Raw genomic sequence first — 26,643 nt, forward strand, 5'->3', positions numbered from 1 at the left:
CTGCTGCCCCTAGACTCCGCGGCCATGAGCGCCAGAGATGCAAGACTCGTCACCCTGTGGACCGAGGGTCGAAGCGCCGATGAGATCGGCTCGGCGCTGGGAATCGCCCGATCGACCGTGTTCGCGTACGCCAGGCGGCTCGGCCTCAAGAGCCGACACGCGAAGTCTTACCTCGTCGACCCGCGAAACGCAGAGGTGCGCGAGCGACTCCTTCGCGGCGAGTCATTCAATGAGGTGGCGCGGGCACTCGATATCCGCGCTCACTCGATTCGCGCACGGGCAGACAGCGTTGACTGGCCTGCGGTTGAAGCGGCTCAGACGAAGCGTCGGGCGCTCGACGGCGTGCCTGCCCCGGCTGACCGGGCGGTAGCCTCGAGCCGCGCACGCGAGCTCTACGGAGCCGGTGCGACAATCCCCGAGATCGCTCGGGCGGTGCAACGCAGCGAGGTCGCTGTATATGGAACGCTCAACCGCTATGCCCTCACGCCGCCGACGGCGCGATTCCTTCGCATAGCTGGACCCATCAAGCAGATGCTTCTAAACGGGGTATCCCGATCCGCCATCAGGCACACCCTGGGAGTAGCCCGTGACGACGTGTCTCGGGCTGCTGCCGAGATTCGAGCGGCGCATTGAGTAAGCACTCGTCACGTGGGGCAGCGTGGCAGCGGCTACGGCGCGACGTCCTCGACCGTGACAACTGGACATGTCAGCTATGCGGCAACGACCTGCACGAAGACGATGCGCGCCCAGAGCATGACGCAACGGTCGATCACGTCATCCCTAAGGCGGCAGGCGGCCGGGATGAGCCGAGCAATCTGATCGCAGCGTGTCGGCGTTGCAACGGGATCAAGTCAGACAAGACCCTCGTGCGCGTCGACTGGCTCAACCCTGAGTGGTTGGCGTCCGCCGCATGACCTTGCTCTTTTTTCGAGGCGGCATGCAGATCACCCCGCCCCACCTCTTCTTTTCACCGACAGGCCCGAAATATCCGGGAGAACGGCGCACACCATGACGGTTAGCACCGCAAACAGCTTCAGCGAGTCAGTAGCCGAGTTCGAAAGCTCCGCGCCGTGGCTCGGCGCACCCCATATGCCCGCGCTCGTCACACTGCGAAAGCTCGCCGAGGCGCTCGACGGCGGCGCGCTCACGCCCGCGCTCGTGGCCCAGTTCGGCTTGACCTATCGCAACCTCGCGAAGCTCGCGCCAGCCGCCACTGGCGAGGAAAGCCCGCTCGAGAAGGCACTCCGGGAGGCGGCACAATCGTGACAACGCGACGAGCGTTCGTGCCGCCCCCGTGTCGGTGCTTAGAAGGCGCTGCGCAGAGCGTCGTCGAGGCGCTGGGAAGCGATCTTCGCGCCAGCCTCAGGTGCTTTGTCAACTCGCTCCGCGAGCAGATCAATAGCCTTCCAAAGGCGTTCGGCCTCAGTAAGTGCAGCGTCAGCCTTGATAACTTCAATGTCCTGCTTGGCAGTCATGTCGATCCCTTTCCGTGGTCGCACGCCGCGATGGGCTCCGCGGCACCTGCCCCGATCGTAGGGGGCGCCGCCGACATTGGTGCGGAGCGGATGGGCGCGCGATGAGCGTTCCGCCGTTCGCCGATATCGAGGCGTGGCCGCCGCCCCGCTACACGCCGCCGCTCACCCCTGACTTCGAGAGCGCCTTCGACCCGTACGCCAAGGCATTCGCGATCGCATGGGTGATGGCGTTTAGCTACGCGCTCGAAGAGTGGCAAGTGCAGCTGATCCGTGCCGTGCTCGAGGTCTACCCGCCAGGCCACGCACGCGCCGGCCAGCTTCGCTGGCAGCAAGCAGTCATCTCGCTCGGCCGCCAGAACGGCAAGACCGAGATCGCCGCCGCGCTCGGCCTCTGGCGCTTGCTCTCGAAGCCCGTGGCCCTTGTGATCGGCATCGCGTCGAACGCTGATCAGGCGGGGCTGGTCTATGACCGCGCGCGCCGCGCTATCGACGGCAACCCCGAGATCGCTCGGATGTTCACCAGGACGACAGAGACGCGTGGTCTCCGTATGGTCGCGGGCGGCTCGTACAAGATCAAGGCGGCGAGGAGCGCCGCGCTGCAGGGCCTCCCCATCGACCTTGGTCTCGTGGATGAGTTGCACCTTCTCCGGCGCGCTCTTTGGGGTGACCTGTTGTCGGGCACCGGCGGCCGGCCGAGTTGCCTCGTCGCAGGCATCACGACCGCAGGCGACAGTGACAGCGAACTCCTTCTCGACCTCTATCGTCTCGGCGAGCAGTCGATTGCGGACGGCGGCGCCGCGCGCGTCTTCTTCGCCGCATGGGAAGCGCCCGAAGCGCGCATCCCCGATGACGACGAAACCCTCGGCCGCTGGCTAGCGATAGCCAACCCCGCTGTTGCGAGCGGTCGCACAGACCTCGAGGCGCTCATCACGCTCGTGCGCACCAAGCCGCCAACGGACGCCGTGCGTTACCACCTCAACCGGTTCCTGACATCGACCCGTGCGCCGTTCATTGAGCCCGCGCTTTGGATGCGGGCCGCACGGCGCCCAGAGGCCACCTTCCCGCGCGCTGCTCGCCTTGTCTTCAGCATCGACGCCACTCCCGGTCTCGGCTTCGCTTCGATCGTCGCCACCGCGCGCACCGAGAGCGGCGAAGTGCACTCAGAGCTCGTCGCGTCACTACGTGCACCGTCGATCGATCGCCTACTGGCGCTTTGCCTTCATCTCTGGCGGTTCCGGCCCGCGACCATCGCCGTTGATGGCTACACGCTCCGCGCGCTCGGCAAGCGCCTCGCAGAGCGCGGCATCCCCACCATGACCGGCAGCTACTCCGACGCGATCAGCGCGACAGCCATGCTCTACCGACTCATCTCGACGCGCAAACTTGTGCACGGCGGTGACCCGCTGCGTACCGCCCAGATGCAGCGCGCGACTCGCAAGAATGCGGGCGATGCGTTCGTGATCTCTCGAGCGGACTCCGGCACTGAGGTAGACGCGATCAAGGCCACGGCGCTCGGCGTGCTCGCGCTCGAAGTAGCTCCAGCGGCGACTGGAGTGCAGGTCTTCTAGACCTCGACCCAAGCGGAAAAGTGCCCCTTAGACTCCGCGCCGATGCGAGCACAGGAGTGGACTCTAGCCGGAGCCTTTGGGCGTCTCTTCCGGCGCTCTGAGTCGTCGCCGACCGCCCTCGAAATTCCCTCGCGCAGCGAATCAACCGCGGCGAACGTCTCACCGAACGAAGCCCTCACTCTCGGCGCCGTGTATCGCGCCGTCGCCATTCGCGTCGCCGCACTCTGTCAGCTGTCGATCGATGTGGAGCGCGCCGGGCAGGTCATCGACTCCCCCTCACTCCTCCGACGGCCCGACATCGACACGTCGTACCGCGCATTCATCGAACAGACGGCCGTCAGCCTTTCTCTCAACGGCAATGCTTACTGGCGGATCCGTCGCAATGACCGCGGCGAGGTCTCGACACTCGAAGTACTCAACCCGCATGACGTGGTGATTCGCACCTCAGACGCCGGCCGAATCATCGGCTTCACCCACCGCGGGCACGATCTCAAGAGCGACGAGGTGAAGCACCTCTCGAAGCTCCGCGTTCCTGGCACTCCGTACGGGCTCGGCCCGATTCAGGCAGCACGCGCCGAACTTCGCGGCGCCATCGACCTTCGCGACTATGCGTCGAAGGTAGTCAGCACCAGCGACGTGCCCTCAGGCGTGCTGTCGGTCAGCACCCCCCTGAGCGACGCCGAAGCAACCACGATCAAGGGTGCGTGGACTGAGACCCACGGCGGCAAGCGCGGCGTCGCTGTCCTCGGGCACGGCGCGACATACGCCGCCACCTACCTGACACCCGCAGATGCGCAGTTCCTCGAGAGCCAGCGCTTCAGTGTCATCGCGATCGCGCGCCTCTTCGGCGTCCCCGCCTCTCTGATGCTCTCTGGGATCGACGGTTCCGCGCTCACCTACGCGAACATCTCGCAAGAGTGGCTCGGCTTCGTCAAGTTCGGCCTCGCCGACGACATCGCGGAGATCGAAGAGGCGTTCAGCGACTTACTCCCCCGCGGCCAGCGGGCACGCTTCAACGCCGAGGCCCTGCTCCGACTCGACACCGCCGCTCGCTACACAGCGCACGCCGCTGCAATCGCCGCTGGCTGGCTACTCCCGAGCGAAGTCCGAACCATCGAGAACCTGCCCGAGGTAACGGGCATCGACGACCGCGTGCCGCCTGCACGCCCAACCGAAAAGGCGGCAGCATGACCGACCTCGAAACACGATCTTTCGCCGTCCGCGCGAGCGCCGACGACGCCGAGCGCACCTTCACCGGCATCGCAGTCCCCTGGGACTCGTCAGTCAGTATCGCTGGCTACTACCGCGAGAGCTTCGAGCGCGGCTCTGTCGAGCTGCCTGCCTCGGGGCGCGTCCTCGTCTACTGGCGGCACTCAGAGCCAATCGGCGTGCTCACCGCTCACAGCGACACGGACGAGGGCTGGGAGGTCACCGGCAAGCTCTCCGACACACCACGCGGCCGCGAGGCGTACACGCTGCTTCGCGATGGCGTGCTCGACGAACTCTCGATCGGTTTCCTGCCCATCGAGCACCGCGAAGACGACGAGACCGGCGATATCACCCGCACCCGCGTCGAAGCCCGCGAAGTCTCCCTCGTGCCGTTCGGCGCCTATGGCCGTGACGCACTCATCACCGATGTTCGCGCGGCGAACTCGACCAACGCGGCGAACGCCGCAGAAAGGGCAACCATGCCTGAGACCGACAACACCGCCGCCGAGATCACCGAGATCCGCGCGGCCATCGACGAGATCGACCGCAAGATGTCGACGCTGAGCGTCCGCGAGGACGACAGCCCCACTGTTGACACGCGCTCGGCGGGCGAGATCCTCAAGGCGATCGCTTCGGGCGATGAGTCGACGATCCGCGACTATGAGGCTCTTTACGAGGAGCGCGCCTACGCGGGCGGCACCTCTGCGGATGCCGTCGTCAAGCCGCAGGGAATCGTCAACCTCGTCCGCATCTTCGACGCCTCCTCGGGTGTACTGGCCGACACGTTCGGGACTGGCACGCTGCCAGCCTCCGGGAACTCGATCGAGTTCGCCGAGGTCGCATCGAACACGATCAGCGTCGATGAGCAGGCAGCCGAGGGCGAAGATATCCCCTTCGGCAAAGTATCGATCACGACTCGTACCGCGCCGGTCAAGACCTACGCCGGTGGCACCGAACTCACCCGCCAGAGCATCGAGCGTTCGACGGTCGGAGTCCTGAATACTTCGCTTGAGGCGCTCGCGACTGCCGCCGGGGCGCGCAAGAAGGCCGTGCTCCGCGCGGCGTTCAACGCTCTGGTGACCGCGCGCCGCGGGATCGCCGCCGACGCCGGCGTCGTCACCCTCGGCGCGACTCTGGCAGCCGGCACGGCCGGCCACTGGGAAGACGCCCTCATCGATGCCGCACTCAAGTTCGAGACCGAGAACCTCTCGCCCGAGGCGCTCATCGTCTCCGGCGCAGTCTTCAAGAAGCTCCGCAGCCTCACCGTGGCCGGTGAGCGAGTCTTCCGCGTCGGCGAGAAGAACAACTCCGGCACCCTCGATCTCCCCGGCCTGTCCGGCGACTTCGCGGGGATCCCTGTCCGCCTCGACTCCGGGCAGACGGGAGACTCGGCCGTATTCGTCAACGGACGCGCGATCCGCGCCTATGACTCGCCCCTCGTCTCGCTCACTGACGAGAACATCGTCAACCTGAGCAAGAGCTTCGCGGTCTACCGCTACGGCGCTGTCGCGGCGGAGATCCCTGCCGCCGTCGTGCCGGTGAAGATGGCTGCGTAACGCATGACCGCCGCCGACCTGCTCGCGTACGTCTCCACGACGGGGCTCACGCCGACCCCCGCCGAAGAGACGTTCGCGGGCGCGTGCTGGGCGCAGGCCGCCGCGCTTGTCGCCCAGCACGTCGGTACTGCCGAGATCCCCACGGCGATCAGCGAGCGAGCGACGCTCGAAGTCGGAGCCGAGCTCTTCCACCGCCGCGACACCAAGAACGGCGTATCCCAGTTCGCAAGCCCCGACACGGGCGCGGCGATCCGCATCGCCCGCGATCCCATGGTCGCCGCGTATCCGATCCTCGCCCCGTTCGTCGGTCGCGGGATCGCTGGCATGCCGGCCTCGTCGAGCCGCGCAGGAAACCTCGACGGGGGAACGCCGTGAACTTGACGGAAGAGCGCCAGGCCGTGGCCGACCTCCTTACCGCAGGAGGCATCAGGGCAATCACGCACGTGCCTGGCAAGGTCACCCCGCCCTTCGCAATGACGCTGCCGGGTTCTCCGTACCTCAGTGCCGCCGAGACCTTCGGAGGCTCCAAGACCTTCCGACTCGATGTCTGGCTCGTCGAGGGCGTCGCCACAGGCAACGCCGCACTTGCCGAAGCGATGGATGCACGTATTGCGCAGACCCTCTCGATCCTCGAGGCCGATGAATGGCTCGTCGAAGACGTGCAGATCGACCAATGGGAGCCGAGTGCAGGCGGCAAGTTCCCCGTCGCGATTATCGGCATCCGCACCACCATCACCCCCTAACCCCGATTGGACAATCCCATGTCAACACGCATCAAGGGCAAGCGCCTCCGGCTGCTGCTCGACACCCCCGGCACCGAGGTTTGGCAGGACATTCGAGGCCTCACGCTTCAGTCCGACGAACCGGATGACCCGACGTTCGGCGAGATCGCCGATGGCGTCGCCAAGTGGCTGCTCTCCGGCAACGCCGTGCAGTCGACCGATGAGGGTTCGCTGTGGTCCTACGTCTGGGAGAACTCCGGGAAGCGAGTCGCCTACACGTATGCCGTGCACGGCAATGAGGTGCCCACTCTCTCGCAGCCCCACTTCGTCGGGTTCGTCTACATCGGACGCAAGCCCTCGCTCGGCGGCGAAGCCAACTCGGCCGGCTACGAGTTCGAGTTCGAGTGGGAATGTGACGGCGAGCCGGTCAAGGTCACCGTAGCGACCCCGTAACGCCATGAGCTTCCAGCGACTCGGCCCACGCTCTCGACCGTCGATCACCCTCGGCGGCCTTGAGCGTGCGGTCGAGCTGCTCGAGTACCGGCTCACCCCTACGCCGAGCGACGCCATGGGATTCACTGACCCGTTCGCGGACTCAGACTGGACCCTCGGCGGGGCCGCCTATCAGTCTCTCGACGCCGGCAGTCTGTACCGCTTCGCCCGAGCCAATTCCGGGGAGACGGTGCCTTTCACCATTCGCCCGCTCGGGAACGTCGCGCCATCCGCGCACGCGCCGCACTACGCCGGACAAGTCATCGTCGGCCCGAAGCCCGAGCTCGGCGGGGCAGCGAGCGCCCGATTCTTCGTCTTTGAGTTCGCCTGGAGCGTGCTCGGCGAGCCAACCGAGGTGACCGCATGAGTGACCTCGACCGGATCGCCCCTGGCGGACGCATCCGCGTCGAAGGCCTCCGTAAGACGATCCGCGCGCTCGATCAGGCAGGCGTGGATGTGCAGGATATGCGCGACCTCATGCACTCGATCGGCATGCTCGTCGTCACTGCAGCCACCCCGCCCCGCGCCTCTGGCGCCCTCGCCGGCACTCTGCGCGCTGGCCGAGGCAAGACCAAAGCCGTTGTGCGCGCTGGCGGCGCTCGCGCGCCGTATGCCGGCGTCATTCACTACGGCTGGCCCGCTCGTGGCATCGCCGCCCGTCCGTTCCTCACCGACGCTCTGAGTCGCAAGCGCAGCGACGTATTCCGCGCGCTCGATCAAGGCGTCTCTCAAATCCTCAAGTCCAACGACCTGTAACACCCACCCCTAGAAAGCGAGACCCATCATGGCCAAGGCCACCGCACCCGCGTACGACTTCAACTCCCTCACGATGCGTGAGATCAGCCAGATCGAGAAGCTCTCCGGTCAGGGGCTCTCGAGCCTCAGCGATGACGACCGCCCCAAGGGCCTCGTACTCGCCGCGATCGCGTTCACCTTCCGACTCCGCGAGAACCCTGCCTACACATGGAATGAGGCGCAGGATCTCACGCTGAAGGAGATCTCCGAGATCACCGCCGCACTCGGCGACCTCAACGTCTCGGAGGGCCCCGAGCTCGACGACGCCAGCGAGCCCGAAGCGCTCCCCGTGGCCGCCTGACTCGATGGGCGACCCGGCTGAAGAGCGCCTGCGAGACATGGCCTCCTTCGTCGTCAGCTTCCACTGGAGGCCGGCGGACTACTACTCGATGACGCTCGCTGAGCGCGAGGCAATCCTCACCGAGTCCCGCCGCCAGTCGAAGCGGAACTAGACCGCCTGCCCGGTTACTCGCGCCGGGCAGGCACCACCCTCTCAAGGAGTCGCACCGCATGGCCGGGCAAAACATCGTCATCAGTGTCCTCGCCGACACGAAGAAGCTCGCGGGCGGACTCAACGAAGCCACGGGCATGCTCGGCGGCCTCGGCAACATCGCGTCGAAAGGCGCGGCAGTCGCGGTCGGCGCTCTCGCCGCCGTCGGCGTCGCTGCAGCTGGCATCGGCGTCAAGGCGGTCTCGAGCGCATCCGGCCTCGAGCAAGCCATGGGCGCCATGGGTTCGGTATTCAAGGACAGTACCGGCCAGATGACCGAGTGGGCGAACAGCGCCGCCTCAAACGTCGGCCTCGCCAAGAGCGAGTACGCCGGGCTCGCCACCACTCTCGGCGCGCAGCTGAAGAACATGGGAGTCAGCGCCGACGCGCTCGGCGGACAGACCAACGACCTGATCGGCCTCGGCTCGGACCTCGCCGCGCAGTTTGGCGGCTCTACCTCCGAAGCCGTCAGCGCACTCTCGTCGCTACTCCGCGGAGAGCGTGACCCGATCGAGCGCTATGGCGTTTCGATGAACGAGGCCGCCGTCAAGGCGAAGCTCGCCGAGATGGGTCTCTCAGGGCTCACCGGAGAGGCTGAGAAGAACGCCAAGCTGCAAGCCACTCTGGCGTTGCTCTACGAACAGACCGCCGACGCACAGGGCGCGTTCTCGCGGGAATCCACTACTCTCGCTGGCGCACAGCAGCGTCTTGGCGCTGGCACCGAGAACCTCTATGCCACTCTCGGCACGTCGCTGCTTCCCGCGGTCACAGCCGTCACCGCCGCGCTCGGTGCACTCATCAACCGCGTGCAGGAATCTGCCGCATTCCAGGCCCTCACTGGCTGGCTCACCGACGCATCGAACAGCTTCGCTGATTTCGTCTTCGGCCTCATCAACGGCACCGACTCGCTCGACTTCTCGGGCATCCTCACCGCGATGCAGAACGGCATCAGCACCGCGCTCACCTGGCTGTCGACAGGCGGCCTGCTCAGCATCTTCGGCGCACTCTCCAGCGCTCGCGAAGGCATCCTCACGGCAGCGCTCAACGCGTTCCCGGGCATCCTCGACGCACTCGTGATCATCGCCCCGCAAGTCATCGGGACAATCGGCGCGCTGATCACGCAGATCGTCGCCTTCCTCGCCACCAACGGAACCCAGATCCTCGGCGCAGCGGTAACCATGCTCTCCGGACTCATCGCCGCCGTGGCTCAGATCCTGCCGGGAATCATCTCCTCGCTCGTGACGATCCTGCCGATGATCATCACCACGATCCTCGCCATGATCCCGCAGATCCTCGAATCCGCCATCAGCCTGTTTACGGCGCTCGTCGATGCGCTGCCGGTGATCATCCCCACCCTGATCACGGCCATCGTCGAGCTACTCCCCGTGCTGATCGAATCGATCCTCGGGATGATTCCAGCGATCCTCGACGGCGCCATCTCCCTCTTCACGTCGCTCATTGAAGCGATCCCCGTGATCCTCCCGCTGCTCATCGAGGCGCTGATCGACCTCGTACCGAAGATCATTTCGACCGTGCTCGATATGATCCCGAAGCTGCTTGAGGCCGCCGTGCGCCTCTTCACGGGCCTCGTCGAAGCCGTGCCCAAGATCGTTCCGCAGCTGATCCCCGCGATCCTCAACCTGCTCCCGAAGCTCGTCGGTGCGATCATCGGGATGATCCCCGACCTCATCACGGCCGGCGTCGACCTGATCGGCGGACTCATCAAGGGTCTCTGGCAGGCAGCGGGCTCGGTCGGCACCGCCCTACTCGACATCGCCAAGAATGCGATCGGTGGTTTCCTCGAGTTCCTCGGCATCCACTCCCCGTCGCGCCTCTTCGCTAGCTACGGCAAGAACCTCGTGCAAGGGCTCGTCGGCGGCCTCGACGGCAACCGCGGCATGTTCGCTCGGTCGCTCGACGGGCTGGCCGGCATGGCTGCCGACTTCAGCCCTGAGCCACTGAGCATCTCCCCTGCAGGCGCTCTGAGCGCCGAAACTGTGTCGAGCGCTCCCGCACCTCAGGCGTCGAGATCAGATCCGTCAGTGGTTGACCTGTCAGCTTCCAGCGCCCGATTGCTCGCCGACCTCATCGCCCGCGGGCTTACGGTCGTACTTCCTGGCGCTCAGCTGGCTGGCTCCGTCGGCGCACACCACATCGTCAGCGTCTCGCGAGGGAACGCTTGAATCGTGGATGCGACGTAGCCTTAACGAACGAACGCCATCGCTTCACGATCAGAGCCGTAAGAGCGGTGGCGTTCAAACCCCACAATGGGGGAGTTCTTTAAAGACGATACTGTGAAGCTCGTGCTCAGTCAAATCAAGAACTCAAGCGATGCGCTGGCGATTCGCTCGATCGTTCCACGTGCACGGTTTAGAACCTACACAGCAGCGCTGCCAAGTCTCTCGATTGAGCCCGCGCGACTCTACGTTCTTGATGCGGAGCTTCGTGGCGCACTCCTCGAGCTCATCCACTTCGCAGAGGTGGCGATGCGAGATTCGATGCACCGCACGCTCGCGGCGAGCTACGGCAACCACTGGTTCCACGGCAAATCGGTGATCCTTGACGACCGAACACAGGAGAAGTTTCGTGAGGCGGAAGGGCGACTCGGCGCGAGCTTCACCAATCCTGAGCGTGTTGTAGCTGAAGTTAGCTTCGGCGCTTGGGGGGATCTCCTTCAGCGAGGCGGCACGTCGTCGGGCACGGGCGGTTCTCTAGTTGGGCGCGCAGACTATGAGGTCGCGCTCTGGGACGGGCGCTTGGACGCGGTCTTCGCTCACGTTGGCCCCACCATGACAGCCGCGTCAAACGTGGTGAAGAGAGTGAAGTGGCTACGCAATCGAGTTGCTCACCATGAACCGATCGTGTTCGGAATTCATCAGCCCGGCGATCAGGATCGACTCCACAATCAACGACGCCAAGAACCACTCAACGCCTTGGCCGACCTACACACGTTGCTTGAAGCGTTCTGCGGCACGGCGAGTACGTGGATCGAGACCTGCGAGCACTCTAAGGAGCTGCTCAACGAACCACTGGCCGTTGATGCCCTGGCCCACGCGAAAGCCAAGAAGAAGCGAACAATCTGGATTTAGCCTGCCGCTACTTGGCGTCGGGTAGGTAAAGGCGCTGCGTTTTAGGCTTGTCCTTCAGGTCTGGCCTGTGGTGCCAAGAGACCTTCATTGGGCCTTGATCGTGGTTGTACGTGATCAGCACGTATGCGCTGAGAGCCTCATTGGGTCGAACTACCGACACACTCTCATCTGCCATGACGATATGCCCCGAGGGGCCTTCTATCCGAGGTCGATAGACCGTCCGCGGCTGACGGTTATGGAAGAGATACTCGTCCTTCGAACGCGCCTCGATCTCCCAGCGCTTGCCAAGCAGCTTCTGCGTGCGATCGGTTCGCCACGCTCGCCATGCGCCGTAGCCGCCGAAGAGGATTCCGAGGGCACCCGTGACAACCGCGAACCATTCCATATGCTCCACTCTAGAAGCGGCCTGCGACAGTCTCGGGGAGGCTCTCAGTGACAGAACGGCTGCAACCTCTAGAATTGCTCCCACGGCCGCGATTGCTCTCTCGGATCTGCCCACGTTTTGCCCACACTTCGCCAGAAACCGGTGAGATCGAGCGAAACTGAAGAAGATTCGAAGTGATGCCTGACCGGGCATTATCCGCCGAAGGCGAGTCAGAAGATGGGACTCGGTCAGGGTTCAAGTCCCACCTTCCGCACCGATCTGTCGCGTCCCCCGCGACCGACGACTTGACCGCCGCACAGCGCACGACGACGGGAAATCCATGCATCACGCCGCTCTCATCCCCTGGCTCGACCCCGCCACCATCATCGGCTCGGCCGGTCCCTGGGCGCTGCTCGTGGTGTGCTTCATCGTGTTCGCAGAGACGGGACTGTTGGTGGGGTTCCTGCTGCCGGGTGACACGCTGCTGGTCATCTCAGGCCTGCTGTCGCACCCGATCGCCGGCTCTGAGCACGGCGTCTTCGGCATCAACGTGTGGATCGTCGCGCTGCTCATCGGTCTCGCTGCTTTCGTCGGCGGTGAGGTCGGATACCTGATCGGCCATAAAGGCGGACCGGCTGTCTTCGAGCGCAAGGAGTCGGGGCTCTTCAGCAAGAAGAACGTCGAGCGGACGAACGCGTTCTTCGAGCGGTTCGGCGGCATCACCGTGATCCTCGCCCGTTTCGTGCCGATCGTGCGCACGTTCGCGCCGGTCGCCGCAGGTGTGGGCCACATGCCGTGGCGCCGATACACGCTGTATAACCTGATCGGCGCGATCCTCTGGGGCTTCGGTCTCACGATGTTCGGCTACGCGATCGGGTTCATCCCGCCGGTCGCACACTTCGTCGAGAGCTACATCGATCTGATCCTGCTCGCAGCAGTCGGCGGCACCGCGCTGATCACCGTCTGGCACTACTTCTCGGAGCGCCGCAAAGCCAAGAAGGAGGCCGCTGCCGGTGAAGGAGAGACCGACGCCGCCGAGGCCGAAGCGCTCGCGCTCGACCCCGAGGTCTTCGACCGCGCTCCCGACTTCGACGGCGACGGCAAGCACTGATCTCGAACGGCTGAGAAGAGCGGGCTGAGCACTCAGCCCGCCTTCTTCTTGCCCGAGGTCTTCTTGGTGCTCGCCTTCTCTTCGGACGACTCCGACGACTCCGATCGCGCGGCCTTGGTGCGGGCGACGCTGGCGCGCAGCGCCTCCATCAGGTCGATGACCTCGCCGCTCTTCGCGTCGGCATCGCCGTCGCCGTCGCCGAACGTCTCCGACACATCGAACGTGTCACCGGCCTCGATCTTGGCGTCGATCAGCGTGCGCAGCTCCTTCTGGTACTCGTCGACGAACGACTCGGGGTCGAAGTCGGCCGAGTAGCTGTCGACCAGGGATGCCGAGAGTTCGAGTTCCTTCTTCGAGATCCGCACGTCCTCATCCAGCGCCGGAAACTCCGCCTCGCGCACCTCGTCGGCCCACAGCAGCGTCTGCAGCACCAGCACCTTGCCCCGCACGCGAAGAGCAGCGAGCCGGGTCTTCTGGCGCAGTGTGAATCGCACGATCGCCGTGCGGTCGGTCTGCTCGAGCGTCCTGCGCAGCAGCACGTAGGCCTTCGGGGACTTGGAGTCGGGCTCGAGGTAATAGGGCTTGTCGAGGGTCAGCAGGTCGACCTGGTCGGAGGGCACGAACTCGACCACGTCGATCTCGCGGCTCTTCTCGGCGGGCAGAGCGGCGAGGTCGTCTTTCGTGAGCACGACGGTCTGCCCCTCGTCGACGTAGGCGCGATCGATGTCGGCGTACGCCACGGTCTCGCCGCAGACCTCGCACGTGCGCTGATAGCGGATGCGACCGCCATCCTTCTCGTGCACCTGATGCAGCGGCACATCGTGGTCTTCGGTCGCGGAGTACACCTTGACCGGCACATTCACGAGGCCGAAGGTCAGCGCGCCCTTCCAGATCGTTCTCATGACCCCAGTGAACACCAGCCGCCCGGGTGGGGGCCAGTACCTTGACTACGCTGTCGTCATGGTCGCAGAGGCTCAGAACGTGCAGATCGACGGTCGTCGACTGCGCATCACGAACCTCGACAAGGTCGTCTACCCCGAGACCGGCACCACGAAGGGCGAGATCATCGCCTACTACACGGCGATCGCACCGCACCTCCTCCCCTTGCTCGCCGGGCGCCCGGTCACCCGCAAGCGCTGGGTCGAGGGGGTCGGAACCGCGGATGCTCCCGCCGATTCGTTCTTCACCAAGCAGCTCGAACCGGGCGCTCCGAGCTGGATACCCCGCCATGCGATCCAGCACTCCGACGGGCCCAAGGAGTATCCGCTCGTCGACGATGTGCCGACGCTCGTCTGGCTCGCCCAGGTCGCCGCGATCGAGCTGCACGTGCCGCAGTGGCGCTTCACGCCCGACGGCCTGCCCGGCAGACCCGACCGTCTGGTGCTCGACCTCGACCCCGGACCCGGCGTCGGACTCACGCAGTGCGCCGAGGTCGCACGCATCGCGCGCGGCCTGCTCACCGACCTCGGGCTCGACCCCGTGCCCGTGACGAGCGGCAGCAAGGGCATCCACCTGTACGCGGCGTTGCCAGGGCAGCAGACGAGCGACGAGATCTCGGCCGTCGTGAAGGAGGTCGCCCGGCTCATCGAGACCGAGCACCCCGACCTCGCCACGAGCACCATGGCCAAGGCCGCGCGCGGGGGCAAGGTCTTCCTCGACTGGAGCCAGAACAACGGCAAGAAGACCACGATCTCGCCGTACTCGATGCGGGGCAGGGCACAGCCGTGGGTGGCCGCCCCGCGCACGTGGGAAGAGCTCGACGATCCCGACCTGGCGCAGCTCGACTTCGCGAGTGTGCTCGAGCGGGCGGAGTCGGGGCTGGAACCGGTCACTGCGCTGCTCACCGACCCCTCGGCATCGCTGCCATCCGCATCCGCATCCGCATCCGCATCCGAGCGCGCGGCCGCGCAGCCGGTCTCGGCGACGCGAGCGCCCGCCGCTCGACACCGCCCGCGCATCCCCGGTGCCGCGAGCGCACCGGCATCCGCCGTGGCTGCCTCCGTCTCCCCCATGCTCGCCGAGAACGGCACACCCGCGATCGCACGCAGCCTCAGTTCACCCTCATGGGTCGAGGTCAAGTGGGACGGTATCCGCGCGATCGGCACCTGGGCGGACGGGCGCATGCTGCTGCACGCCCGCAGCGGCACCGACATCACCGCCCGCTACCCCGAGCTCACCGCCGACGGCGCGCCCTTCCTGCCGATCGACGACGCGATCATCGACGGCGAGATCGTCGCCTTCGATGCGCAGGGCAGACCGAGCTTCTCCCTGCTGCAGAACCGGATGCACCTCACCCGGCCGCGAGAGATCGAGCGCGAGGTCGTCCGCACCCCCATCGTCTACATGGTCTTCGACCTGCTGCGCCTCGATGGTCATGACCTCAGCTCCATGCCGCTGTCACAGCGGCGCACGTTGCTCGAGGACGTCATCTCCGACCGCGATGCGCCCGTGCAGGTGCCGCCCGTGTTCGACGACGTCGACGCGGCTATGGCCGCGAGCGACGAGTTCGGCCTCGAGGGCGTGGTCGTGAAAGACCCCGCCTCCCGATACCGCTCCGGCCAGCGATCCCCCTCGTGGCTCAAGCTCAAGCACACGCGGATGCAGGAGGTGGTGATCATCGGCATCCGCCCGGGCAAAGGCGACCGCGAAGGAACCTTCGGCTCGCTGCTGCTCGCGGTGCCCGAATCCGGACGCTTGCGCTACGTCGGGCGGGTCGGCACCGGCTTCACCGATCGGATGCTGCGCGATCTGCTCGCACGACTCGCGCCGCTGCGTGTCGACGCGGCGCCGCTGGACGGCGTCCCCGCCCTCGATGCCTCCGACGCGCTGTGGGTGGCGCCGGAGATCGTCGGCGAGGTCGAGTTCGCGAACTGGACTCCCGACGGAGTGCTGCGGCACTCGCGCTGGCGCGGGCTGCGCCCCGACAAGACCCCCGCAGAGGTGGTCGTCGAAGCCTGACGCCTCAGGCGTGGTGGGGTTCGCAATCCGATTGCTCGGCAGGCTCGATCTGGAAGGTCGAATGCTCGACGTCGAAGTGATGCGCGAGACAGGACTGGAGGTCGCTCAGCAGCTTGGTCGTGCGCCCATCGGCCAGGAGAGCCGGGTCGACGCTGACGTGTGCGCTGAACACGGGGGCTCCACGGGTGAGCTGCCACACGTGAACGTCGTGCACCCCCACCACGCCGTCATAGTCGAGCAGATGCTGACGGATGTCGCTGACAGCAGTTCCGGCAGGCGCCGACTCCGAGAGCACCGAGAAGACCTCGCGCAGCAACGAGATCGCCCGCGGGATGATCAGCACGGCAATCATCATCGATGCGATCGCATCGGCCGGCATCCATCCGGTCGTCACGATGATGATCGCGGCGATGATGACCATCGCCGAGCCGATCAGGTCGCCCATCACCTCGAGATACGCACCCCGCACGTTGATGCTGGTGCGCTGCGCGCGGCTGAGCAACCACATCGAGATCGCGTTGGCGACGAGGCCCACGACGGCGACGATGAGCATCAGCCCGCCCACGACCTCGGTCTCACCCGGATTCAGTAGTCGTCCGACGGCCTCGAACGCGACCCAACCCGCGAGCAGGATCAGGATGATCGCGTTGATCAGGGCTCCGAACACCTCGGCCCGCTGATAGCCGAATGTGCGCCGATCGTCAGCCGGTCGCGCCGCGACGGCCGCGGCGATGAGCGCGATCACCAGCGCCGAGGCATCGGTGAACATGTGGGCCGCATCCGCCAGCAGCGCGAGCGAGCCGGTGAGGATCGCACCCACGACCTGCACGACCATGATGGTCGCGGTCAGGGTCAGCGAGATCGCCAGAAGACGGCGATGACTGGCCGAGCGGATGCCGCCGGCGGCGGGTGCGTGATCGTGCATGTCACCAGGCTAGACCGGCTCTCACGCGCGTCGGCGGCGATGAGCCTAGTCGGGAATGGTGATGATTCTCAGCAGTCGCGAGTCAGTCGAGAGTCGCGACTCAACGCGAGCGGGAGTACTCGAGCATGACGCAGTCGTTGTCGAACGAACGAACCTGGTCGAGCGCGAAGTGCGTCGGAGAGAACTCATGCCTCGCCATCGGGATGCCGGAGCCGGCGATAACCGGGTACTTCTTGACGATGAGGCGATCGATCTCGTCGAGCAGAACGCCCGCGAGCGAAGATCCGCCCGCGAGGTAGATGCCCAGCCCGTCCTCCGCTTTGAGCTCCCGGACCCGCGCGACGGGATCGGTGCGCACGACCTCGACATTCGCCTCCCCGGGGTCGGCGAGCGAGCTGCTGAACACCACCGTGCGCAGGTGCGCGTATGGGTCGGTGATGCCGACCTGCAGCGCAGGCTCGTACGTGCGGCGGCCCATCACAACCGTGTCGAACCGCGTGAGGGGTTCATCCGCTCCCCCTCGTGCCGCACGCACGTGCGCGGGCTGGATGTCGGCGAGTTCGGTGCCGAGCGTCTCGGCGAAGGCCGGAGTCACGGGATAGAAGTCGACCTCGTCATCAGGGCCGGCGATGAATCCGTCGAGGGTCACTCCGATGTAGTAGGTGAGTTCTCGCATGCCGTTCACCATAACCACTACGCATGAAGTACGTCAAGCGTAGTGGTTATGGTGGAAGCGATTCAGAGTTCTGCGAGCAGCGGTACCAGTTCGGCGAACGCGCGCGCTCGATGCGATTGGGCCTGCTTCTCCACGTCAGAGAGTTCGCCGACCGTGCGCTCGCGCCCTTCGGGCTGGCCGTCGGGGATGAAGATGGGATCGTAGCCGAATCCACCGCCGCCGGACGCCTCCCGCGCCAGCCGACCGGGCCAGTTCCCGACGACCACGTGCTCCTGACCGTCGGCGGTCACCAGGGCGATCGTCGAGGTGAAGTGCGCCGTGCGGTGTCGGTCGGCGATATCGTGCAGCTGATCGAGCAACAGCTCGAGATTCGCCGCCGCATCCTTCTTCTGTCCTGCCCAATAGGCCGAGAACACGCCGGGCGACCCTCCGAGGACGTCGACGCAGATGCCGGAATCGTCGGCGAGCGCCGGGAGACCCGTGTGCCGCGCTGCGGCTCGCGCCTTGATCAGTGCGTTCTCGGCGAACGTCACGCCGTCCTCGACCGGCTCGGGGCCGTCGTAGCCGATGACCTCGAGATCCGGACGCGTCGTCGCGACGATCTGCTGGAACTCCGCGACCTTGTGCGGATTGTGCGTGGCGAGGACGACCTTCATCAGCCGGCGAGGGCCTTCAGCTGCTGCTCCTTGAGGTCGGCACAGCCCGCGACGCCGAGGTCGAGCAGGGCATCGAGCTCGCGCTTGTCGAAGGGCGCGCCCTCTGCGGTGCCCTGCACCTCGACGAACAGTCCGCGACCGGTCACGACGATGTTCATATCTGTCTCGGCGCGCACGTCTTCGACATATGCGAGATCGAGCATGGGTTCTCCGTCGATGATGCCCACCGACACTGCGGCTACCGAATCGAGCAGCGGGGTCGCATTCTTGCCGATGAACTTCTTCTCACGGCCCCACTCGATCGCGTCAGCGAGCGCTACGTATGCGCCGGTGATCGCCGCGGTGCGCGTGCCGCCGTCGGCCTGCAGCACGTCGCAGTCGATCACGATCGTGTTCTCACCGAGCGCCTTGGTGTCGACCACGGCACGAAGGGCGCGGCCGATCAGGCGCGAGATCTCGTGCGTGCGTCCGCCGATGCGGCCCTTGACGCTCTCGCGGTCGTTGCGGCTGTTGGTCGCGCGAGGGAGCATCGAGTACTCGGCCGTGACCCAGCCCTTGCCCTTGCCGGTGAGCCAGCGAGGCACGCCGTTCGTGAACGACGCCGTGCACAGCACTTTGGTTCCGCCGAAGCTGATCAGGGCCGATCCCTCGGCGTGGCTGCTCCATCCGCGCTCGATCGTGATCTCGCGGAGCTGGTCGGTGGAACGGCCGTCGGCGCGGACGATGCTGGTCATGGGGGTTCCTTCGGGTGGAGGTGGATGAAACGGGTGCTGCAGGGGAGCTACGACCCGGCGGCCGTCGCGGGGAGGGTGATGACGCCGGTCTGCACGAGTTGGACGTCGCGCACCTCCCGGCCCATCAGACGGTTGGCGAGGGCGGTGAATTCGGTCGCCGAGTCGCCGGTCGCCTCATAGACGTACGACGCCGTGGCATCGGGAGAGGCGAGGAGGTCGCCGCGCACGAGCTGGCGATACACATCACCGGCGGTCTCATCGTCGCTGGAGACGAGCGTGACGCCCTCCCCCATCACGTAGCTGATCGCACCGCGGAGGAACGGGTAGTGCGTGCACCCGAGAACCAGCGTGTCGACGTCGGCATCGCGAAGCGGCGCGAGGTACTCCTCGGCGGTGGCGAGCACCTCCGGTGTACCGGTGATGCCTCCCTCGACGAACTCCACGAAACGAGGGCACGCGGCGGTGAACACCTCGAGGCGCTCATTCACCTCGAGCATGTCCTGATACGCACGGGAGCCGATCGTCCCGACCGTGCCGATGACGCCCACGCGTCCGTTGCGCGTGGTCGAGACGGCTCGGCGCACCGCCGGACCGATCACCTCCACCACAGGGATGTCGTACCGCTCCCGGGCATCGCGCAGCATGGCAGCGGATGCCGTGTTGCAGGCGATCACGAGCATCTTGACGCCCTGATCGACGAGAGTGTCGAGGACCTCGAGACTGTAGCGCCGCACATCCGCGATGGGCTTCGGTCCATATGGGGAGTGGGCCGTGTCGCCGATGTAGACGAACGATTCCCGGGGCAGCTGGGCTCGGATGGCACGAGCCACCGTGAGTCCACCGACACCGGAGTCGAAGATTCCGATCGGCGCGTCGTTCATGACTCCCCAGCCTACCCGCGCGCGACCGCGTCACGCTCAGCAACCCGTGCGGGTGTCGTCACTAAGCTGATCGGATGACGACGTCCACGGCGCTTCTGACCGATCGTTACGAACTCACCATGCTCGCCGCCGCGCTTCGCGACGGCACCGCATCACGGCCCAGTGTGTTCGAACTGTTCTCCCGGCGACTGTCCGGAGGCCGCCGCTTCGGCGTCGTGGCCGGTACCGGCCGCCTGCTCACGCTGCTGCGCGAGTTCCGCTTCGGAGACGACGAGCTGCGCTTCCTCCGAGACAACCACGTCGTGGATGCCGAGTCGCTCACCTACCTCGAGAACTACCGCTTCACCGGCTCGATCCGGGGCTACCGCGAGGGCGAGCTGTACTTTCCGGGGTCCCCTATCCTGACGGTCGAGGGCAGCTTCGCCGACGCGGTCGTGCTCGAGACGCTGGCCCTCAGCGTCCTCAACCATGACTCAGCCGTCGCCACTGCCGCGTCTCGCATGAGCATCGCGGCCGGAGAGCGTCCGCTGGCTGAGATGGGTTCCCGTCGCGCCGCCGAGCAGTCCGCGGTGGCCGCCGCCCGTGCCGCCTACATCGCCGGCTTCCGAGCGACGAGCAACCTCGAGGCCGGACGCCGCTGGGGCATCCCCACGATGGGCACCGCCGCGCACTCGTGGACTCTTCTGCACGAGACCGAGGAAGAGGCCTTCCGGTCGCAGATCGACAGTCTCGGGACCGACACGACCCTGCTCGTCGACACCTACGACATCCGCACCGGCGTCGAGACCGCGATCCGCGTCGCCGGCACGGGCCTGGGCGGAGTGCGGATCGATTCCGGCGACCTGCCGATCGTCGCCGCAGAGGTTCGGGCGCAGCTCGACGAGCTCGGCGCGACGGGCACTCGCATCACGGTCACGAGCGATCTCGACGAGTACGCGATCGCCGCCCTGGCCGCATCACCGGTCGACGCCTACGGTGTCGGCACCTCGGTGGTCACCGGCTCCGGATACCCGACGGCGAGCATGGTGTACAAGCTCGTGGCTCGTCAGGATCCGAGCGGATCGTGGATCGGAGTCGCGAAGGCGTCGAGTGACAAGGCGTCGCACGGCGGTCGGAAGGCCGCATTCCGCACCCTCGTCGATGGCGTCGCCGACGCTGAGACCGTCGTGGTCTCGGACGGGTTCGAAGAGCTCGACACCCCGGCGGAGCACGCGGATGGACGCGCGCTGCAGACCACGTTCGTCGATGGCGGCGAGATCGACACCTCGTTCGAAGGCCAGGAGGGAACGGCTTCCGCGCGCGCACATCACCTTCGGGTGCGTGAGGAGCTCCCTGTGCGAGCGCTCGCACTCAGCAAGTCGGACCCGGCGATCCCCACCGTCTTCGTCGACGCGAGCTGAACTCGAGAGGGCTCAGCCGACCATCGTCTCGTAGATCTCCTTGCACGTGGGGCAGATCGGGAACTTCTCGGGGTCGCGACCCGGCGTCCACTTCTTGCCGCACAGCGCACGCACCGGCTTGCCGGTGATCGCCGACTCGAGGATCTTGTCCTTCTTGACGTAATGGGAGAAACGCTCGTGGTCGCCCGGCTCGAGGTTCTCCTCGCGGAGGAGTTCTTCCAGTTCGCGATCAAGCGTTGCCACGCCGCCCTGATCGGGGCTGTCCAGCGGAGTACTCATGCCGAGAGTCTAGCCGCGGAAGCGCCTGCTTGGGCGGGTGTCACGCGGTCTCGACGAACTCCATCAGCCGCTCGCCCTCACGCTCGAAGATCCGCCCACCCACACCGACACCGATCGCGAAGACCGCGATGCCGGTCGCGAGTCCGGCCCAGAATGTCGCGGGGGCGAACTCCGACCCCTCGAGCATCGTGAGCACGAGCAGCCAGAGGGTCGGCATGCTCACGACTATCGCGCCGAGGAACGCCGCAGCCGGGCCGTATGCACCGCGCGACGTCGGCCGCTGCGGCTGCTGGAACGGACTGTCGCCCGGGCGCGATACGGCATAGGGAGCGATCACCGAGACGATGCTCGAGAACCCGAGCGCGGACAGCAGCAGGCTGGCTCCGAGGCCGGTGAGCGGAAGAAGCAGGCGCCAGTCGTCGATCCACAACAGCGTGAGGGGAACGGCGATCGCGAGCACGGGAACAGCCACGAGAATCACCGGGACGAGTCGTCCCAGACGATCGGGGATGCCGCGCACCCCGCTGGCCACGTGCGTCCAGAGCGCCGTGGAATCGTAGGCGACGTCGTTGTGCGGGAGCCACCCGAAGAACAGAGCCATCACCGGGACGGGCACGAGCGCAGCGATCTCGAGCGGCACTCCGGCCACCAGGAGGGGCAGCACGGTGAGCGCACCGGCGACGGGGACGACGATGAGGTTCATGATGTACCTGCGGTCGCGCAGCCAGTAGACCAGGCTGCGCGAGGCGATCGCACCGAAGGCGTTCGACGGGAGCAGACCGAACCAGCCGAGGCCCGAGCGCTCCCGAGAGGTCACGGGCCGCTCTGTGGTGGTGAGCAGTCTGCGCACGAGCCACGACCACACCGCCCAGAGCAGAACGGCGGTGACGAGCGCCACGATGCCGCTGATCCAGTTTCCGGTGACGTCATCCGTCGCGAACGAGAAGAGGAACCGCGATGATGCGGCGAAGGGAGTGAAGCCGATCGTCGCCGTCAGCGACGCGACGGCCGCAGGCACCTGCCCGTCCCACTCGAGCGAGGCGAGGAACACGGCGACGGGGAACGCGATCACGATCACGGCCAGCGCGAACAGGGCGGTGAGCTCGCGCGAACGACGCTCGGGCAGAAGCAGCGCGTTCACCGCCATGCCGATGCGCGCAGAGAGGATCGTCGACAGCAGGCCGATGAAGCTCATCAGCACCGCCGTGAACCAGGGCGCGCCGAGCCTGATCGCCACGATGCACACACTGATGTTCACCGCGACCAGAGCAAGGCTCGGAACGCTGATGAATGAGGCGAGTGCGAGGATCCAAGGCATCTGCCGCTCGTCTACTCCGAACACGGCGAATCGCCGGGGATCGAGCTGATCGACGGCACCGACGAGGATCGGGCCCAGCAGGAACCCCAGAAGCAGAGCAGCACTGCCGAGCACGATGACCGTGCGTGCGACAGCGACGGGGGCGTCGTCGAGGCTGAGGACCGCAGCGCAGACCACGGCCGTCAGGATCACCACGACAGCGAGCATGACCAGGGTGCGCACCCGACGTTCGCCGCGAAGCGATCCGATCAGGAGCGCTGCCCTCAGTCGGAGAACGTGTGCAGCCACTCGAGCCCCTCCACCTCTCCGATGCCACCGGAGAGCTCGACGAACCGCGCTTCGAGCGTCTGCCCTGCGCGGACCTCGTCGATCGTGCCCTCGGCGAGAACCTCTCCCCCGACGATGATCGCGACGCGCGAGCAGACGCGCTCGACGAGATCCATGCCGTGGCTCGAGAGCACCACTGTTCCGCCGTGCGAGACGTACGCACGCAGGATGTCCAGAATCACTGCGGAAGACACGGGGTCGACGGCCTCGAAGGGCTCGTCGAGCACCAGGACCCGCGGCGAGTGGATCATCGCGCCCGCGAGCATGATCTTCTTGGTCATGCCGGCCGAGTAGTCGGAGACGACGCGGTTCAGCGCCTCTCCGAGGTCGAAGGCTCGCGCGAGGTCGGCGACGCGCTTCTCGATCACCGCCGAAGCGAGCCCCCGCAGAAGCCCGTAGTAGTGGAGGAGCTGCCGCCCCGTGAGCCGGTCGAACGTGCGGAGGCGATCGGGCAGCACGCCCATCATGCGCTTCGCGGCGAGCGGCTTCGCCGACTGGTCGATGCCGCAGATCGCGATGTCGCCCGCGTCGGCGCGCAGAAGACCCGCGACGATCGAGAGGGTCGTCGTCTTGCCGGCCCCGTTCGGACCGACGATTCCGTAGAACGACCCTGCGGGCACCGTGAGATCGATGCCGTTGACCGCGGTGTGGTCGCCGAAGCTCTTCACGAGGCCACGGATGCGGATGGCCTCGGATCCGGATGCCGCCCCGACCTCACTGACGGGCTCGTCTGTCTCGTCCGCATCGGACACGGCATCGCCGACCTCGGATGCCGTGCTCTCGTCGACCGACGGTTCCTCAACGGACTCGGTGACCGTCTCGGCCTCGGCCGTGGCGTCTTCGACCGGTGCGGTGTCGACGGCGGGGTCCGGAGCGTCTGCGTCCGGAGCGCCTGCGTCCGAAGCGACTGGGTCCGGAGCGACTGGGTCCACAGCAACTGGGTCCACAGCAACTGGGTCCGCAGCCACGCCCTCGACTGCGGCAGCCTCCGCTTCCTCGGCCTCGGCGGCCGACGCCTTCGCCGCGGCGGCCTTGGCCGCAGCCGTCTGGGCCGCGGCCGTCTTCGCCGCAGCGGCCTTCGCAGCCGCTGTTCTCGCGGCCGACGTGCGCGCTGCGGACTTCGCCGCAGCGCTCTTCTGCGCCGCAGCCTTGGCGGCGGCGGTCTTCGACACAGCCGCCTTCGCTGCCGATGTGGTCGATTCCGCCCCTGCGGCGGCAGCGCTCTTGGCGGCCGTCGTCTTGGCGGCCGTCGTCTTGGTCGCCGCGGTTCGCGCGGCAGCGGTCTTCGCTGCAGCTGCACGAACCGTCGTATCGCGCGTCGAGTTCTTCGCTGCGGCAGCGCGCGCCGTGGCTGTGCTGGTCTTCTTCGGTGCTGCAGAACGCGGGCCGGCGCTCTCGGTGCCCCGGTCGATCTTCAGCGCCGGCTCGGCGACCACCTCGACGGTCGCTGCCGCCTTCTCGGCCGCAGCCCTCGACGGAGCACGCGTGCCGGTCGTCTTCTTGGCGGACGTCTTACGAGCGGGGGTCTTCTTCGGGGCGGCGGGCGCGGCGTCAGCCACCTGATCGGTGCGGTCGTCGGAGGAAGAAGCAGTCACCGTCCTACGGTATCAACGGGTGCCGCTTTTCTTCGGGTCACCGCTACAAATCGCACTTAGGATCGTCTCACCGACCTCTCGTCGCGCGGATATGGCCGAATCTGAGTGTTGGGTGTGTACTGGATCACGAATTGGCAACAGCGACGTCAACCCCCCGGGGCTTCCCAGGCTTGATCGCTAGCATGACTCACGGCACGACGAAGTGTCCGGTCGGTGAACCGACCATGAACACATACTTCATTTAGGAGCACTCGTGACTCTTCAGACCGTCATCCTCGCAGCAGGAATGGGCTCACGCCTGGGCCGCGCGCTGCCGAAGCCGCTCACGGAGCTGAGCGACGGCCGCACGATCATGCGCCAGCAGCACGACAACATCCGGGCCGCCTTAGGATCGGACGCCCGCATCACCTCCGTCGTGGGATACCGCGCAGAGACCATCATCGAGGCGTTCCCGAACGCCAACTACGTGCACAACGATCGTTACGACGAGACCAACACCTCGAAGAGTCTGCTGCGCGCCCTCGGCGCCACGGGCAAGTCGGGTGTGCTCTGGATGAACGGCGACGTCGTCTTCGACCCGATGATCCTCGGTCGGGCTGCAGCGTACATCGAGCGCGACCAGTCGTTCGTCACCGTCAACACCTCCAAAGTCAGCGACGAAGAGGTCAAGTACACGGTCACCGCAGAGGGCTTCATCAACGAGCTCTCCAAGACCGTCAAGGGCGGCCTCGGCGAGGCGGTGGGCATCAACTACATCTCGTCCGCCGACAAGAAGGCGTTCATGCGCCAGCTGCAGCGCGTCGAGGACCAGGACTACTTCGAGCGCGGCCTCGAGCTCTCGATCGCCGAAGACGGCCTGCTGCTCGAACCGATGGATGTCTCGGACCTGTACGCGGTCGAGGTCGACTTCGCCGAGGACCTCGAGCGGGCAAACCTGTTCGTCTGATCGTCTTTCACGAAAGCCCGGCTCCGTCAAGGGGAGCCGGGCTTTCGGCGTTTTCGCGGCCTGGGTTCCTAGGATCGTTCCATGGCCCCCAAGGTTCACAAGATCCACTCCCTCCCCGACGACGCCGCGTGGGACAGGGGCGTGCCTCCGGTGGGCTCGGCGGAGCACCCGCTGATGGTCCGAGGACTCGATCGCGTCCTCGCGATCCAGCGCCCTCTCGTCCTCGCGCATATCCGCAGCATCCGTCTGAGGAACCCGCACGCGTCACCCGAGCAGATCATCCGCATCCTCGAGCGTCGCTATCTCGCGGCTGTCACGACCGGCGGCGCAGCCGTCGGCGCGACCGCCGTCGTTCCCGGCATCGGCACTGGCATCACCCTCGCGCTGTCGGGAGTGGAGACCGTGGGTTTCGTCGAATCGACCGCGCTGTTCGCGCAGTCGGTCGCCGAGGTCCATGGGATCGCCGTCGCCAACCCCGACAGGGCCAGGGCACTGGTGATGACCCTGATGCTCGGCAAGGAGGGCGTGGCGCTCGTCGGACAACTGGCAGGGCAGGCGACGGGTCGCGGAGGAACGCGATCGTCGTACTGGGGCGAGATGGTTACGAAGTCGCTGCCCCGCGCAGCCGTCGGACCCCTCGTCGACCGACTCAAGAGCATGTTCATCAAGCAGTTCGCCGCGAAGGGCGGAGCATCCTTCATCGGCAAGGCCCTGCCTTTCGGTGTGGGCGCCGCAGTCGGCGGTGCGGGCAACCACATCCTGGGGCGGCGCGTCCTCACCACGTCGCATCACGCCTTCGGCGCGCCTCCCATGGACCTGCCTCTCGAGCTCGAGCCGGTCGGCGGAGCTGAGAAGCTCGAACTGCGGATGCTGCACGGAGCACAGTTCGTCGGGGGCGCCGTCGCCGGCGCGGCCGGCTCGGCAGCACGCGGCGTCGGCTGGGCAGGACGCAAGATCGCATCCGTCGGGCGCGGCCGCAGGAGCGGACTCGACGAGATCGACCAGCCGGGAACGCACGTTCTTCCGGGCGAGCTCGGATCCGGCGCGTCGGACGGCGCCACAGGCTGACGGCGGCTG

The 26,643-nt window shown here is 66.5% G+C and carries 31 protein-coding genes; 20 read left to right on the forward strand and 11 right to left on the reverse strand.

The genetic code is table 11. The features are described from left to right. Window positions 1-24 precede the first annotated feature (24 nt). The 3 genes from ACIOU8_RS15875 (at window position 25) to ACIOU8_RS15885 (ending at window position 1,266) form a co-directional block, all read left to right on the forward strand. On the forward strand, window positions 25-633 hold the full coding sequence (locus ACIOU8_RS15875) for a hypothetical protein (protein WP_400791499.1): 609 nt from the start codon (window positions 25-27) through the stop codon (window positions 631-633). After that, the gene (locus tag ACIOU8_RS15880; RefSeq protein WP_400791501.1) at window positions 630-914 is read left to right on the forward strand and encodes an HNH endonuclease; all 285 of its coding nucleotides are present in this window, start codon (window positions 630-632) and stop codon (window positions 912-914) included. Before ACIOU8_RS15875 ends, ACIOU8_RS15880 begins: the two co-directional genes overlap by 4 nt. Before the next feature lie 94 nt (window positions 915-1,008). After that, on the forward strand, window positions 1,009-1,266 hold the full coding sequence (locus ACIOU8_RS15885; protein ID WP_400791503.1) for a hypothetical protein: 258 nt from the start codon (window positions 1,009-1,011) through the stop codon (window positions 1,264-1,266). A 38-nt stretch (window positions 1,267-1,304) separates the two neighbouring features. On the opposite strand, the gene ACIOU8_RS15890 is transcribed toward ACIOU8_RS15885, so the two are convergent. Further along, window positions 1,305-1,475, reverse strand: a complete 171-nt coding sequence (locus ACIOU8_RS15890) for a hypothetical protein (RefSeq protein ID WP_400791505.1) — start codon at window positions 1,473-1,475, stop codon at window positions 1,305-1,307. A 101-nt stretch (window positions 1,476-1,576) separates the two neighbouring features. On the opposite strand from ACIOU8_RS15890, the gene ACIOU8_RS15895 reads away from it, so the two are divergent. The 12 genes from ACIOU8_RS15895 to ACIOU8_RS15950 all read left to right on the forward strand — a co-directional run bounded on the left by ACIOU8_RS15895 (window position 1,577) and on the right by ACIOU8_RS15950 (window position 11,396). Beyond that, the gene (locus ACIOU8_RS15895) at window positions 1,577-3,043 is read left to right on the forward strand and encodes a terminase large subunit domain-containing protein (RefSeq protein WP_400791508.1); all 1,467 of its coding nucleotides are present in this window, start codon (window positions 1,577-1,579) and stop codon (window positions 3,041-3,043) included. Between the two features lie 42 nt (window positions 3,044-3,085). Beyond that, a complete protein-coding gene (locus ACIOU8_RS15900; protein WP_400791510.1) occupies window positions 3,086-4,234 on the forward strand; it encodes a phage portal protein in 1,149 nt (382 codons plus the stop codon). After that, window positions 4,231-5,808, forward strand: a complete 1,578-nt coding sequence (locus tag ACIOU8_RS15905) for an HK97 family phage prohead protease (RefSeq protein WP_400791513.1) — start codon at window positions 4,231-4,233, stop codon at window positions 5,806-5,808. Before ACIOU8_RS15900 ends, ACIOU8_RS15905 begins: the two co-directional genes overlap by 4 nt. Window positions 5,809-5,811: 3 nt before the next feature. Further along, window positions 5,812-6,183 (forward strand): hypothetical protein, encoded by a 372-nt coding sequence (locus ACIOU8_RS15910; RefSeq protein WP_400791516.1) that lies wholly within the window; start codon window positions 5,812-5,814, stop codon window positions 6,181-6,183. Further along, entirely contained in the window at window positions 6,180-6,551 is a 372-nt protein-coding gene (locus ACIOU8_RS15915; protein WP_400791519.1) for a hypothetical protein, read from the forward strand. The genes ACIOU8_RS15910 and ACIOU8_RS15915 overlap by 4 nt, the downstream gene beginning before the upstream one ends. A gap of 18 nt (window positions 6,552-6,569) precedes the next feature. Beyond that, window positions 6,570-6,983: a hypothetical protein gene (locus ACIOU8_RS15920; protein WP_400791521.1), complete on the forward strand. Its 414-nt coding sequence runs from the start codon at window positions 6,570-6,572 to the stop codon at window positions 6,981-6,983. 4 nt (window positions 6,984-6,987) lie between these two features. Beyond that, entirely contained in the window at window positions 6,988-7,389 is a 402-nt protein-coding gene (locus ACIOU8_RS15925; RefSeq protein ID WP_400791523.1) for a hypothetical protein, read from the forward strand. After that, entirely contained in the window at window positions 7,386-7,778 is a 393-nt protein-coding gene (locus ACIOU8_RS15930) for a hypothetical protein (RefSeq protein WP_400791525.1), read from the forward strand. Before ACIOU8_RS15925 ends, ACIOU8_RS15930 begins: the two co-directional genes overlap by 4 nt. A gap of 28 nt (window positions 7,779-7,806) precedes the next feature. Beyond that, window positions 7,807-8,118 (forward strand): hypothetical protein, encoded by a 312-nt coding sequence (locus ACIOU8_RS15935; protein WP_400791528.1) that lies wholly within the window; start codon window positions 7,807-7,809, stop codon window positions 8,116-8,118. 4 nt (window positions 8,119-8,122) lie between these two features. After that, the gene (locus ACIOU8_RS15940; protein ID WP_400791531.1) at window positions 8,123-8,269 is read left to right on the forward strand and encodes a hypothetical protein; all 147 of its coding nucleotides are present in this window, start codon (window positions 8,123-8,125) and stop codon (window positions 8,267-8,269) included. Window positions 8,270-8,327: 58 nt separating this feature from the next. Further along, on the forward strand, window positions 8,328-10,490 hold the full coding sequence (locus tag ACIOU8_RS15945; protein ID WP_400791534.1) for a hypothetical protein: 2,163 nt from the start codon (window positions 8,328-8,330) through the stop codon (window positions 10,488-10,490). 111 nt (window positions 10,491-10,601) lie between these two features. Continuing rightward, complete coding sequence (locus ACIOU8_RS15950; protein WP_400791537.1) at window positions 10,602-11,396, forward strand: hypothetical protein; 795 nt, start codon at window positions 10,602-10,604, stop codon at window positions 11,394-11,396. 7 nt (window positions 11,397-11,403) lie between these two features. Here ACIOU8_RS15950 and ACIOU8_RS15955 read toward each other — a convergent pair whose 3' ends face one another. Further along, window positions 11,404-11,781, reverse strand: coding sequence for a hypothetical protein (locus ACIOU8_RS15955; RefSeq protein WP_400791540.1), 378 nt, complete (start codon window positions 11,779-11,781; stop codon window positions 11,404-11,406). 319 nt (window positions 11,782-12,100) lie between these two features. Between ACIOU8_RS15955 and ACIOU8_RS15960 the strand changes: the two genes are divergently transcribed. Next, the gene (locus ACIOU8_RS15960; protein ID WP_400791543.1) at window positions 12,101-12,871 is read left to right on the forward strand and encodes a DedA family protein; all 771 of its coding nucleotides are present in this window, start codon (window positions 12,101-12,103) and stop codon (window positions 12,869-12,871) included. Between the two features lie 32 nt (window positions 12,872-12,903). Here ACIOU8_RS15960 and ACIOU8_RS15965 read toward each other — a convergent pair whose 3' ends face one another. Then, window positions 12,904-13,773: a Ku protein gene (locus ACIOU8_RS15965; protein WP_400791546.1), complete on the reverse strand. Its 870-nt coding sequence runs from the start codon at window positions 13,771-13,773 to the stop codon at window positions 12,904-12,906. Between the two features lie 58 nt (window positions 13,774-13,831). On the opposite strand from ACIOU8_RS15965, the gene ligD reads away from it, so the two are divergent. Then, window positions 13,832-15,829, forward strand: a complete 1,998-nt coding sequence (gene ligD, locus ACIOU8_RS15970; protein ID WP_400791549.1) for a non-homologous end-joining DNA ligase — start codon at window positions 13,832-13,834, stop codon at window positions 15,827-15,829. 4 nt (window positions 15,830-15,833) lie between these two features. On the opposite strand, the gene ACIOU8_RS15975 is transcribed toward ligD, so the two are convergent. The 5 genes from ACIOU8_RS15975 to murI all read right to left on the reverse strand — a co-directional run bounded on the left by ACIOU8_RS15975 (window position 15,834) and on the right by murI (window position 19,701). Then, window positions 15,834-16,754, reverse strand: a complete 921-nt coding sequence (locus ACIOU8_RS15975; RefSeq protein WP_400791552.1) for a cation diffusion facilitator family transporter — start codon at window positions 16,752-16,754, stop codon at window positions 15,834-15,836. A gap of 100 nt (window positions 16,755-16,854) precedes the next feature. Continuing rightward, complete coding sequence (locus tag ACIOU8_RS15980; protein WP_400791554.1) at window positions 16,855-17,430, reverse strand: dihydrofolate reductase family protein; 576 nt, start codon at window positions 17,428-17,430, stop codon at window positions 16,855-16,857. Window positions 17,431-17,492: 62 nt separating this feature from the next. After that, window positions 17,493-18,086, reverse strand: a complete 594-nt coding sequence (gene rdgB / locus ACIOU8_RS15985) for an RdgB/HAM1 family non-canonical purine NTP pyrophosphatase (RefSeq protein ID WP_400791557.1) — start codon at window positions 18,084-18,086, stop codon at window positions 17,493-17,495. Next, on the reverse strand, window positions 18,086-18,820 hold the full coding sequence (rph, locus tag ACIOU8_RS15990; RefSeq protein ID WP_400791559.1) for a ribonuclease PH: 735 nt from the start codon (window positions 18,818-18,820) through the stop codon (window positions 18,086-18,088). Before rph ends, rdgB begins: the two co-directional genes overlap by 1 nt. 47 nt (window positions 18,821-18,867) lie before the next feature. Further along, window positions 18,868-19,701 (reverse strand): glutamate racemase, encoded by an 834-nt coding sequence (gene murI / locus ACIOU8_RS15995; RefSeq protein ID WP_400791562.1) that lies wholly within the window; start codon window positions 19,699-19,701, stop codon window positions 18,868-18,870. A 74-nt stretch (window positions 19,702-19,775) separates the two neighbouring features. Here murI and ACIOU8_RS16000 point away from each other — a divergent pair, with 74 nt between their 5' ends. Next, window positions 19,776-21,101, forward strand: coding sequence for a nicotinate phosphoribosyltransferase (locus ACIOU8_RS16000; protein WP_400791566.1), 1,326 nt, complete (start codon window positions 19,776-19,778; stop codon window positions 21,099-21,101). Between the two features lie 12 nt (window positions 21,102-21,113). On the opposite strand, the gene ACIOU8_RS16005 is transcribed toward ACIOU8_RS16000, so the two are convergent. Genes ACIOU8_RS16005 through ACIOU8_RS16015 form a run of 3 tightly spaced genes read right to left on the reverse strand, consistent with a single transcriptional unit; the run spans window position 21,114 to window position 24,620 of the window. Then, complete coding sequence (locus tag ACIOU8_RS16005) at window positions 21,114-21,380, reverse strand: DUF3039 domain-containing protein (RefSeq protein WP_042536500.1); 267 nt, start codon at window positions 21,378-21,380, stop codon at window positions 21,114-21,116. 40 nt (window positions 21,381-21,420) lie between these two features. After that, entirely contained in the window at window positions 21,421-22,986 is a 1,566-nt protein-coding gene (locus ACIOU8_RS16010; protein WP_400791569.1) for a hypothetical protein, read from the reverse strand. After that, on the reverse strand, window positions 22,962-24,620 hold the full coding sequence (locus ACIOU8_RS16015) for an ABC transporter ATP-binding protein (protein WP_400791572.1): 1,659 nt from the start codon (window positions 24,618-24,620) through the stop codon (window positions 22,962-22,964). Before ACIOU8_RS16015 ends, ACIOU8_RS16010 begins: the two co-directional genes overlap by 25 nt. A 253-nt stretch (window positions 24,621-24,873) precedes the next feature. Between ACIOU8_RS16015 and ACIOU8_RS16020 the strand changes: the two genes are divergently transcribed. Together ACIOU8_RS16020 and ACIOU8_RS16025 are read left to right on the forward strand one after the other, a co-directional pair. Then, on the forward strand, window positions 24,874-25,566 hold the full coding sequence (locus ACIOU8_RS16020; protein WP_400791575.1) for an NTP transferase domain-containing protein: 693 nt from the start codon (window positions 24,874-24,876) through the stop codon (window positions 25,564-25,566). A gap of 81 nt (window positions 25,567-25,647) precedes the next feature. Continuing rightward, the gene (locus ACIOU8_RS16025) at window positions 25,648-26,634 is read left to right on the forward strand and encodes a hypothetical protein (protein ID WP_400791577.1); all 987 of its coding nucleotides are present in this window, start codon (window positions 25,648-25,650) and stop codon (window positions 26,632-26,634) included. Window positions 26,635-26,643 lie beyond the last annotated feature (9 nt).

It is taken from the genome of Microbacterium sp. NPDC087589 (assembly GCF_044743635.1).
Classification (GTDB): Bacteria; Actinomycetota; Actinomycetes; order Actinomycetales; family Microbacteriaceae; genus Microbacterium.

Coding starts and splice junctions, on each gene's coding strand:
- ACIOU8_RS15875 (WP_400791499.1), top strand. CDS start 25: ATGAGCGCCAGAGATGCAAGACTCGTCACCCTGTGGACCGAGGGTCGA.
- ACIOU8_RS15885 (WP_400791503.1), top strand. CDS start 1,009: ATGACGGTTAGCACCGCAAACAGCTTCAGCGAGTCAGTAGCCGAGTTC.
- ACIOU8_RS15890 (WP_400791505.1), bottom strand. CDS start 1,475: ATGACTGCCAAGCAGGACATTGAAGTTATCAAGGCTGACGCTGCACTT.
- ACIOU8_RS15895 (WP_400791508.1), top strand. CDS start 1,577: ATGAGCGTTCCGCCGTTCGCCGATATCGAGGCGTGGCCGCCGCCCCGC.
- ACIOU8_RS15900 (WP_400791510.1), top strand. CDS start 3,086: ATGCGAGCACAGGAGTGGACTCTAGCCGGAGCCTTTGGGCGTCTCTTC.
- ACIOU8_RS15905 (WP_400791513.1), top strand. CDS start 4,231: ATGACCGACCTCGAAACACGATCTTTCGCCGTCCGCGCGAGCGCCGAC.
- ACIOU8_RS15910 (WP_400791516.1), top strand. CDS start 5,812: ATGACCGCCGCCGACCTGCTCGCGTACGTCTCCACGACGGGGCTCACG.
- ACIOU8_RS15920 (WP_400791521.1), top strand. CDS start 6,570: ATGTCAACACGCATCAAGGGCAAGCGCCTCCGGCTGCTGCTCGACACC.
- ACIOU8_RS15925 (WP_400791523.1), top strand. CDS start 6,988: ATGAGCTTCCAGCGACTCGGCCCACGCTCTCGACCGTCGATCACCCTC.
- ACIOU8_RS15930 (WP_400791525.1), top strand. CDS start 7,386: ATGAGTGACCTCGACCGGATCGCCCCTGGCGGACGCATCCGCGTCGAA.
- ACIOU8_RS15935 (WP_400791528.1), top strand. CDS start 7,807: ATGGCCAAGGCCACCGCACCCGCGTACGACTTCAACTCCCTCACGATG.
- ACIOU8_RS15940 (WP_400791531.1), top strand. CDS start 8,123: ATGGGCGACCCGGCTGAAGAGCGCCTGCGAGACATGGCCTCCTTCGTC.
- ACIOU8_RS15945 (WP_400791534.1), top strand. CDS start 8,328: ATGGCCGGGCAAAACATCGTCATCAGTGTCCTCGCCGACACGAAGAAG.
- ACIOU8_RS15955 (WP_400791540.1), bottom strand. CDS start 11,781: ATGGAATGGTTCGCGGTTGTCACGGGTGCCCTCGGAATCCTCTTCGGC.
- ACIOU8_RS15960 (WP_400791543.1), top strand. CDS start 12,101: ATGCATCACGCCGCTCTCATCCCCTGGCTCGACCCCGCCACCATCATC.
- ACIOU8_RS15965 (WP_400791546.1), bottom strand. CDS start 13,773: ATGAGAACGATCTGGAAGGGCGCGCTGACCTTCGGCCTCGTGAATGTG.
- ligD (WP_400791549.1), top strand. CDS start 13,832: ATGGTCGCAGAGGCTCAGAACGTGCAGATCGACGGTCGTCGACTGCGC.
- ACIOU8_RS15975 (WP_400791552.1), bottom strand. CDS start 16,754: ATGCACGATCACGCACCCGCCGCCGGCGGCATCCGCTCGGCCAGTCAT.
- ACIOU8_RS15980 (WP_400791554.1), bottom strand. CDS start 17,430: ATGCGAGAACTCACCTACTACATCGGAGTGACCCTCGACGGATTCATC.
- rdgB (WP_400791557.1), bottom strand. CDS start 18,086: ATGAAGGTCGTCCTCGCCACGCACAATCCGCACAAGGTCGCGGAGTTC.
- rph (WP_400791559.1), bottom strand. CDS start 18,820: ATGACCAGCATCGTCCGCGCCGACGGCCGTTCCACCGACCAGCTCCGC.
- murI (WP_400791562.1), bottom strand. CDS start 19,701: ATGAACGACGCGCCGATCGGAATCTTCGACTCCGGTGTCGGTGGACTC.
- ACIOU8_RS16000 (WP_400791566.1), top strand. CDS start 19,776: ATGACGACGTCCACGGCGCTTCTGACCGATCGTTACGAACTCACCATG.
- ACIOU8_RS16005 (WP_042536500.1), bottom strand. CDS start 21,380: ATGAGTACTCCGCTGGACAGCCCCGATCAGGGCGGCGTGGCAACGCTT.
- ACIOU8_RS16025 (WP_400791577.1), top strand. CDS start 25,648: ATGGCCCCCAAGGTTCACAAGATCCACTCCCTCCCCGACGACGCCGCG.